Below are 8,984 nucleotides of genomic sequence, written 5' to 3'. Positions count from 1 at the left end.
AACTTTCTGGATGACTTCAAAAGTGGCTTGACCCGTGCCAAGAAGAATTTCTCCAACTTTTTGGGTGGTCTCGATACCTGTACCAATGACAGTTTGCACAACTGACCCGGTAACCTTGCCTATATCAAAGGGGGTCTCTACAACTTTTCCGCCAATCTGGGCAAAACCTTTGAAGACCCCCTCAAGAATGTCTTGCATGGTCAATGGCACCCCCTGGGAGCTGAGACCAGCAAAATACTAGTACTATCTTACCCGCGCCGCATGGCGGTAACCCCCGTGGGATCCAGCACCTTGCCGCGCTCTACCTCGGCATAGACCAGGTAGCGATCGCCACACTCCATCCAACTTCTGACACGGCACTCTAGGTAAGCCAGGGCATCCAATAGAACCGGGCAGCCATTTTCGGCAGTGGTGATGGCCAAACCGGCAAAGCGGTCTTCACCAGGGCGCTGGGGTCGTTGAAAGTGTCGCTGCAGGCTGCTGCTTTTGCCCTCCCGCAAAATGTTCAGCACAAAAGGCGCTTGGGGACGGGTGAGCAGTTCTGCCTCGCTGTCCCTACTTACAGAAAGGGTTAGGCCAGGGGGGTTGAAGCTGGCCTGGGCCACCGAGGAGGTGAGGAAGCCGCGCGGGATCCCATCTTGCAGGGCGGTCACCACACAGAGGGATCCCACAACCCGGCTGAGGGCCTGCCCCAGCCGATCCGCCTGAGTTTCAACACCGCCTTGGCGGGGGGCACGGGCTCGCTTGGCCTTGCGCAGGGCTTGGGCAAACTGGGATCCCGCCTCCTGACAGGCTTCCAGGACGGCGGGGGTAGGCTTGAACCTGGCGCGGATGGTGGCAAACCCTAGGGTAAAGCCGGCGTTGAGCAACTTGCTTTCAATGAGATCCACAGCTTCACCGCTCCAGCCATAGGAGCCGAAGACCCCGGCCAGCTTGCTGGTGGGAACAGAAGAGAGGATAATGCCTAGGGCTGTTTGGATCTGGACAGGGGGGTGGCCGGCCAAGGTAGGGGATCCGATAATGAACCCTTGGCAGCGCTCCAGGGCCTGGGCAATCTCTTCAGGGGTAGCCCATTCGCAGTTAATCCGCTCCACGGTAACTCCTGCTCGCTCCAAGCCTTGGGCAATGGCTACCGCCATCAGGCCCGTGTTCCCGTAGGCAGAGGTATAGAGGAGAGCTACCCGCTGCTCCAAGGGATCCTCTTCACACCAAAGCTGGTAGTCTAGACGCAGCCGCCGCAGGCTGTGGCGCACCAAGGGGCCGTGGGCGGGGGCGTAGATCTGGGCGGGGAACTCCTCCAGCTTGGCCAGGGCTGCTTTTACCTGGGGCGCTTGGCTGCGGTGTAAGCAGTCGAAGTAGTAGCGGCGATCCTCGCTAAGCTGCCGCCAGTGCTCGTCGAACACCTGCTCGTCGCAGACATGGGCACCAAACAGCTTGTCGGTAAAGAGGATCCCAGTGGCTGGGTCGTAGGTGCAGAGGGCATCGGGGTGGCGGGGCGTGGGGACAGTGCGAAAGTGCAGCTCATGGCCCTCGCCTAGATCCAGGCAATCCCCATCCCGGATTACCCGCAGGCGAAAGGACTGGTCATTGCCGTAGGGAATGCCAAAATCGGCGGCCTCCTCTTCATCCCGGCTAGGAGGCGGGGATTCCCTGCCCTCAAAAGCGGCTCGCAGGGTGAGGGATCCCGGCTTAGAGCAGAGCACCACTGCATAGGGAGCCAGCGGCAGAAGTGCCTTGAGGGTGGCAAGGCGGTTGAAGTTGACGTGGCTGAGCAGGATAAAGTCCAGCCGCTGCAGGTACTGGTGCTGGGCCAGCTCCTCGAGAAAAATGTCTGTAAACGACTCCCCCGGCGGATCAATGAGCAAGGTCTGCCGGGCCTGGATGAGGTAACTGTTGGCCGTGGTGCCCCGCTGCCGGGCGTATTCCAGCTCAAACTTGAGGCGATCCCAGGTGCGAGAGCGGAGAACCAAGGTAGAGGGGCCGATAACGGCCACTTGAACATCGCGAGTGGGAGTTTTGCTCGCCATAGCAGTCTCCAGGGGGCCTCTGTCCCCACCTTGCCACGAAACTGGGGAAATGGGGATCCCTTTTCCTCTATGGAAAGCTTCGAGAGCTAACGTAGAATTTGTCCATTCCCTGGAAGTGTTTGCGATGGCCCAAGCTTCTGGATCCGCCGCTGTTTCTACTCCTGCCTGGCATAGTCTTCCTCTTCCCGCTGTTATCCAGAAGTTGCAGACCGATCCCGATTCTGGCCTGACTACCCAGCAGGTGATCCAAAGGCAGCGGGAATTCGGTCCCAACGAGCTGATCTCCACTTCTGGCCGCAGCGCCTGGCAGCTCTTTCTCGACCAATTCCGCAACGTCATGTTGCTGATGCTGATTGCCGTGGCGGCGATCTCAGCCCTTTTGGATTGGCAAAAGAGAGAGTTTCCTAAAGATGCCCTAGCCATTTTGCTGGTTGTAGGTCTCAATGGCCTGCTGGGCTACTTGCAAGAAAGCCGGGCGGAAAAAGCGCTGGCGGCCCTAAAAAAATTGGCCTCCCCCAGCGTGCGGGTGCAGCGGGACGGGCTGTGGCAGGAGATCCCTGCCAACCAGTTGGTGCCAGGGGATCGGGTGCTGCTGGAAGCAGGGGTGCAGATCCCAGCCGATGGGCGCTTGGCGGAAGCGGTGAACCTACAGGTGCGAGAGGCGGCCCTGACCGGAGAGGCGGTACCGGTTACCAAGCAGGCTGATTGTGTCCTCCCCGAAGACACAGAGCTGGGCGAGCGGCGCAACATGGCCTTCATGGGCACGGAGGTGCTGCAGGGGCGAGGGATCCTCTTGGTTACTGCCACCGGCATGAACACGGAGCTGGGCAAGGTGGCCAGGCTGCTGCAGACGGTGGAAAACGAGCCCACCCCCCTGCAGCGGCGCATGAGCCAGTTGGGCAATGTGCTGGTGTCGGGATCCCTGGCCTTGGTGGCGCTGGTGGTGATCGTGGGGCTGCTCCAAGCCGGGAGCATGGCGCCTTTTGCCTCGCTGCTGGAAACTTCCCTCAGCATGGCCGTGGCGGTGGTGCCGGAGGGGCTGCCGGCTGTCATCACGGTTACCTTGGCCATCGGCACCCAGCGCATGGTGCGCCGCAACGCCTTGATCCGCCGCCTGCCGGCCGTAGAGACCCTGGGATCTGTCACCACCATCTGCTCCGACAAGACCGGCACCCTCACCGAAAACAAAATGGTGGTTACCGACATCCTCACCCCCGAGCGCCACTACCACGTCAGCGGCAGCGGTTATATTCCCAAGGGATCCTTCTACTGCGGCGGCCAGCCCATCGATCCCCAGCGTGCCCCCGATTTGCAGGCCCTTCTCAGGGCGGTGGTCTTCTGCAACGATGCCCTGTTGCAAGCCAATCTCTCAGCCCAGCGCGGCGCTGCCCCCACCTGGTCAATCCTGGGGGATCCCACCGAGGCCGCCCTGCTGGTGGCTGCCGCCAAGGCCAACCTGCAGAAAGCCTCTTTGCAAGAGCAGCACCCGCGGGTGCAGGAGATCCCTTTTAGCTCGGAACGCAAGCGCATGAGCGTGGTGGTGCAAGAGGAGGGCAGCTACCGCATCTACGTCAAGGGATCCGCGGAGCTGGTGCTGGAGCAGTGCACCTATATCCAGAAAAGCGGAACTTGGCAGGCCCTCTCAGAAGCCGATCGCCAGGCCATTTTGGGCGCCAACAACCGCCTCGCCGGCCAGGGCATCCGGGTTTTGGGGGTGGCCACTCAGCAGTTGCCGCGGATCCCGGAGAACCTGGAGGAGATCGAGCGCAACCTGGTGTGGCTGGGCCTAGTGGGCATGTACGATCCCCCTCGGCCCGAAGCGCGGGAAGCGGTAGCCCGCTGCCGGCAGGCCGGGATCCGCACCCTGATGATTACCGGCGATCACCAACTCACCGCCATCGCTATTGCCCGCGAGCTGGGCATTCTCGACTCCGAGAACCAGGCCATTGATGGGCGCACCCTCTCCCGGCTGAGCTTTGAGGAGCTGATGGAGACGGTGCAGAAAGTCAACGTCTACGCCCGCGTGGCTCCCGAACACAAGCTGCGCATCGTGCAGGCCCTGCAAAAGCAAAACCAGTTTGTGGCCATGACCGGCGATGGCGTCAACGACGCCCCTGCCCTGCGCCAAGCGGATATCGGCATTGCCATGGGCATCACCGGCACCGATGTCAGCAAAGAGGCCAGCGACATGGTGCTGCTAGACGACAACTTCGCCACCATCGTAGCGGCCATCGAAGAAGGGCGGGTGGTCTACAGCAACATCCGCCGCTTCGTGAAATACATCCTGGGCAGCAACATCGGCGAGGTGTTGACCGTGGCTGCTGCACCCCTTCTAGGCCTAGAGGACGTGCCGCTGACGCCCCTGCAGATCCTCTGGATGAACTTGGTAACCGACGGCCTGCCCGCTTTGGCTTTGGCAATGGAGCCAGCAGAGCCAGGGGTGATGCAGCGCCCCCCCTTCAACCCCAAAGAAAGCATCTTTGCCCAAGGGCTCGGCGCCTACATGGTGCGCATTGGCGTCGTCTTTGGCTTGGCGACGATCCTCATGATGGCGATTGTGGAAGCCTACATTGTTCACTGGCGCACGATGGTCTTCACCACCCTGTGTATTGCCCAGATGGGCCATGCGCTGGCGGTTCGCTCTAATGACAAGCTGACCATCGAGCTCAACCCCTTTTCCAACCCCTACCTGCTGGGGGCGGTGCTGACCACTTTGCTGCTGCAGTTGGCCCTGCTCTATGTGCCCTTCCTACGCGACTTTTTCGGGACAGAAGAACTGACCCTCACTGAGCTGCTCATTTGCGTCGGCTTTAGCACAGTAGTGATGGTCTGGGTAGATCTGGAAAAACTCTACTGCCGCTGGCGCCCCCGTTAAGGCTAGCTTCCATGGTTTCCTCCTTTGCCAAAAGCTTTTTCCCAGGGCAGGGTAGGGCAGCTTTTTTCCGCAACTTAACTGAGCGATTCTGCGGAAACCAGAAGATAAGCTGGAAGCAGCCGCCACCAGAAAAGAGCTGGGGATAGAGATAATGCTGCCGGGCTGGGCCAGCTTTATGCTTGGGGGGATTGTTTTGGTTCTCGGAGCACTTCTAGGGCTTGGCTGGCTCCGGCGGCGGATCCCTCTCTTTAAGAGAGTTTTCAAGCTCATTTTCAAGGGATCGCTGGCAACTTCCAGCCCGGAGGCCCGTTTCCGCGCAGCGCTGGAAGCCAGCCTGGATGCCATTTATCTGTTGGAGGCGGTGCGGGATCCTTTTACCGGCGAGATTGTGGACTTTGTCTTCGTCGATGTCAACGCCAAAGGGGAGGAGCTGATTTCCCGCCGCCGGGAGGAGATCCTCGGCCAAAGGCTGTGCGAGCTGTTGCCCATCAACCGCACGGCTGGCTTTTTTGAAAAATACAAGCGGGTGGTGGAAACCCGCATCCCCCTGGAAGAGGAGTTTCCCATCTCCGGCCAGCCGGGCTTGCGGGCCCGTTGGCTCCACCACCAGGTGGTGCCGGTGGGGGATGGGATCCTCATCACCAGCCGCAACATCAGCGAGCAGGTTGAGAGAGAGCAGGCGCTGCAGGAAAGCGAGTCCCGCTATCGCGCCCTCTACGAGGCAATCCCAGACATGATTTTGGAGATTGCTGCCGACGGTCGCATCCTCGACTGCAAGCCGTCCCGCTACTTCGCCACTCTGCACCCCCCTCAGGACTACATTGGCCGCCGGGTTCAGGAGATTTTGCCTCCTGCTTTGCGGGAGGAATACGAGGCTCTGGGGAAGCGGGCTCTGGCCAACCAGACCGCCGAATACCTGGAGTACGAGATTGAGCCCCAGCCAGGAGTCAAGCAGTATCGCAGGGCCTGTATCGTTGCCCACGGCAGCGAGAAGCTCTACGTCTTGGTGCGGGACATCACAGAGCGCAAGCGGGCTGAGCTAGAGCTCAAAGTGGCCGAGGAAAAACAAAGGGCCATTCTGGCAGCCATCCCGGATCTCATCTTTCACCTCGATAGCCAGGGCGTTTGCCTGGGAGTGAGCTGTGGGGGGGAGGTGCGGCCCTACGGCTTGCCAGAAACTTACCTGGGGCGCTCACCCCACGAACTCCTGCCCCCAGACCTGGCGGAGCGGCGGCTTGCCTATATTCGCCAAGCCCTGGCCACCCAAACCCTGCAGCGCTATGAGCAAAGCCTGGAAATCGATGGCGAGGTGCGCCACGAGGAGGTGCGCATTGCCCCTCTGAATGCGCAGGAAGTGGTGCTCATCATTCGCGACATCACGGAGCGGGTGCAGGCACAGCAAGCCCTGCAAGAGAGCGAGCAGAAGTTCCGCGCCCTGTTTGAAAATGCTGCCGTGGCCATCCTCATTCGCCATGCCGAAACGGGCGAGATCTTGGAGGCTAATCCGCGCGCTCTTGCCGCCTATGGATTTTCCAGCCTGGAGGAGCTGCGGGCCTTCGACGTTTTGGAGCAGTCCCCCTATCGCCAGGCCCTGCAGGGAAGGGGGTTCTCGCTGCAGCCCTACCTGGAGCAAGCTCGCTCTCAGGGATCTGCCCGCTTCGAGTGGCACTGGCAACGGCGGGATGGCCGGGAGTTTTGGGAAGACGTCTTCGTCCAGCCGCTGGTGCTGCGCGGGATCCCTTGCTGGGTGTTTACCGCCGTCGATATCACCGCCCGCAAGCAGGCCGAAGCAGAGCTGGAGCAATTCTTCTCGGTAGCTTTGGACTTGCTCTGCATTGCCGACGAGCAGGGGTATTTTCGCCGCCTCAACCCTGCTTGGGAGACTGTTCTGGGCCGTTCCCTCGAGGAGCTGCAGCAGCACCCCTTTTGGGAATGGGTGCACCCGGAAGATCTGCTGGCCACGCAGAAGGCGATGCAAAAGCTGCTGCAAGAAGGACGCCTGGATGGCTTAGTCAACCGCTACCGCACCCAAGACGGCAGCTACCGCTTTATCGAATGGCGCGCCTCTCTGGCGGGATCCCTGGCCTACGCCGCCGGGCGGGACATCACCCTGGCCAAGCAGACGGAAGAGCAGATGAAGGCGGCTATGGAAGCTGCCGAGGCGGCCAACCGCGCCAAGAGCGAATTCTTGGCCACCATGAGCCACGAGATCCGCACGCCCATCAACGCCATCATGGGCATGGCCAGCCTGTTGCTGGATACCCCCCTGGATCCGCAGCAGCGGGATTGGGTGCAGACCATCCGCTACGGCAGCGAGGTGCTGCTCAGCCTCATCAACGACATTTTGGATTTCTCCAAGATCGAGTCTCAGAAATTGGAGCTGGAGGAAACGCCCTTTTCCCTGCCCCAGCTCATGGAGGAGCTCTTGGATCTCATGGCCGCCCAAGCCCAGAGCAAAGATCTGGAGCTGGTGGCCTGGGTGGATCCCAGCTTGCCAGCCAGCCTGGTGGGGGATCCCAACCGCCTGCGCCAGATCCTGGCCAATCTCCTCAGCAACGCCATCAAGTTCACCCCACAGGGAGAAGTGGTGGTAACCGTCGAGGCCCAGGAGCGGGATCCCCAGGTGCAGTGGGTGAGCTTCCAGGTGCAAGACACCGGCATCGGCATCCCGCCGGAAAAGCAGGATCGCCTCTTCAAGCCTTTCAGCCAGGTGGACAGCTCCATCAGCCGCCGCTACGGCGGCACGGGCCTGGGTTTGGCCATCAGCCAGCGCCTCTGTCAACTGATGGGCGGGGAGATCTGGGTGCACAGCCAGCCGGGCCAGGGATCCACCTTTGGTTTCCGTGTCCCGCTGCGTGTTCCGGATCCGGCCCTCTTGGCAGCCCCAGCCCTCGATGCTGCTCTAGCCGGCAAGCGGGTTTTGTTGGTGGAAGACAACGCCAGCCAACGGCAGCTCCTGGCTCGCCTGCTCCAGGCTTGGGGGATGCAGGTAACGGCCTGCAGCTCTGCAGCAGAAGCCCAAGCCCTGGCCAAGGCCCAGACCTTTGAGCTGGCCCTGGTGGATACCAGCCTGCCTGACGGCGATGGACTGGCCCTGGCCAAGGCTCTGCAGCAGGAGCAGCCCCCCCTGAGGCCTTTGCTGCTGGTGGCCCGCAGCGCGGCTCTGGCAAGTTCTGGCTCTTTTCCTGCCCTGAGCAAGCCAGTCAAGGCCTCGCAACTGCGGGCTCTGCTTTGCCAGGAAAAAGTGCCTGCCGCTACTTCCCTCTTGGAGCCCCCGCTGCCTTTGGCCAGCCGCTGCCCGTTGCGCATCCTGGTAGCCGAGGACAACCCCGTTAACCAAAAAGTCATCCGCCTAATGCTGGAGCGGCTGGGCTATCAGCCGGACATCGTGGCCAACGGCCTGGAAGCTCTGCAGGCGCTGCAACTGCGCGCCTACGACCTGGTCTTGATGGATCTGCACATGCCGGAGCTGGACGGCCTGGCCGCCACCCGCCGCATCCGCAGCGAACTTCCCCCAGATCGCCAGCCACGCATCCTTGCCCTCACCGCCGATGCTTTCCTGGAAAGCCGTGCTGCTGCCGAGGCCGCCGGCGTCGACGGCTACCTGACCAAGCCCCTGCAGCCGGCTGTGCTGGAGCGCGCTTTGCAGGAAATCTCTTCTTCTTGCACGGAAGAAAAACCGGAGCCAGCCTTGGATCCCGACACCCTGGCCAGCCTACGCAGCATGCTGGGATCCCCCGAAGACTGGCAGGAGATGGTGCAAACTTACCAGCAAGACAGCCAGGCCCTGCTGGGATCCCTGCGCCAGGCTCTGGAGCGGCAAGATGCCCAAACCGTGGCCCAACTGGCCCACCGCCTCAAGGGCAGCAGCAGCACCCTGGGGGCCAAGTCGCTAGCTCAGATGTGTCAGGAGCTGGAGAACCTCTCTCGCCACCCCTCTCCCGCTTTTGTAAACTGGGATACCCTGAAGCAGGCCTTGCAACGGTTGGAAGCCGAGTACCAGCGAGTTACCCTGGAGTTATCGGCTGCCGCGTCTGGGCCTTCTCCTGTTGCCAGTACCCATGCAGAAGCTTAATGCCAAG

At 61.4% G+C, this 8,984-nt stretch carries 4 protein-coding genes; 2 read left to right on the top strand and 2 right to left on the bottom strand.

Translation table 11 applies throughout. From position 1 onward, the window contains the following. Positions 1-198 (bottom strand): hypothetical protein (locus NW852_RS08815; RefSeq protein ID WP_414426656.1); only part of this gene is annotated, 198 nt, incomplete at its 3' end. A gap of 50 nt (positions 199-248) precedes the next feature. Then, entirely contained in the window at positions 249-2,027 is a 1,779-nt protein-coding gene (locus NW852_RS08810; protein ID WP_414371480.1) for a diflavin flavoprotein, read from the bottom strand. A 124-nt stretch (positions 2,028-2,151) separates the two neighbouring features. Between NW852_RS08810 and NW852_RS08805 the strand changes: the two genes are divergently transcribed. Together NW852_RS08805 and NW852_RS08800 are read left to right on the top strand one after the other, a co-directional pair. Next, positions 2,152-4,902, top strand: coding sequence for a cation-translocating P-type ATPase (locus tag NW852_RS08805; protein WP_414364920.1), 2,751 nt, complete (start codon positions 2,152-2,154; stop codon positions 4,900-4,902). A 193-nt stretch (positions 4,903-5,095) separates the two neighbouring features. Beyond that, positions 5,096-8,977, top strand: coding sequence for a PAS domain S-box protein (locus tag NW852_RS08800; RefSeq protein ID WP_414426655.1), 3,882 nt, complete (start codon positions 5,096-5,098; stop codon positions 8,975-8,977). The last annotated feature ends 7 nt before the right edge of the window (positions 8,978-8,984 follow it).

The sequence above is a fragment of the Synechococcus sp. H60.1 genome, from assembly GCF_047462335.1.
Lineage (GTDB): Bacteria > Cyanobacteriota > Cyanobacteriia > Thermostichales > Thermostichaceae > Thermostichus.
The sequence above is the reverse complement of the archived record's forward strand: the minus strand, read 5'-3'. Positions and strand labels throughout refer to the sequence as shown.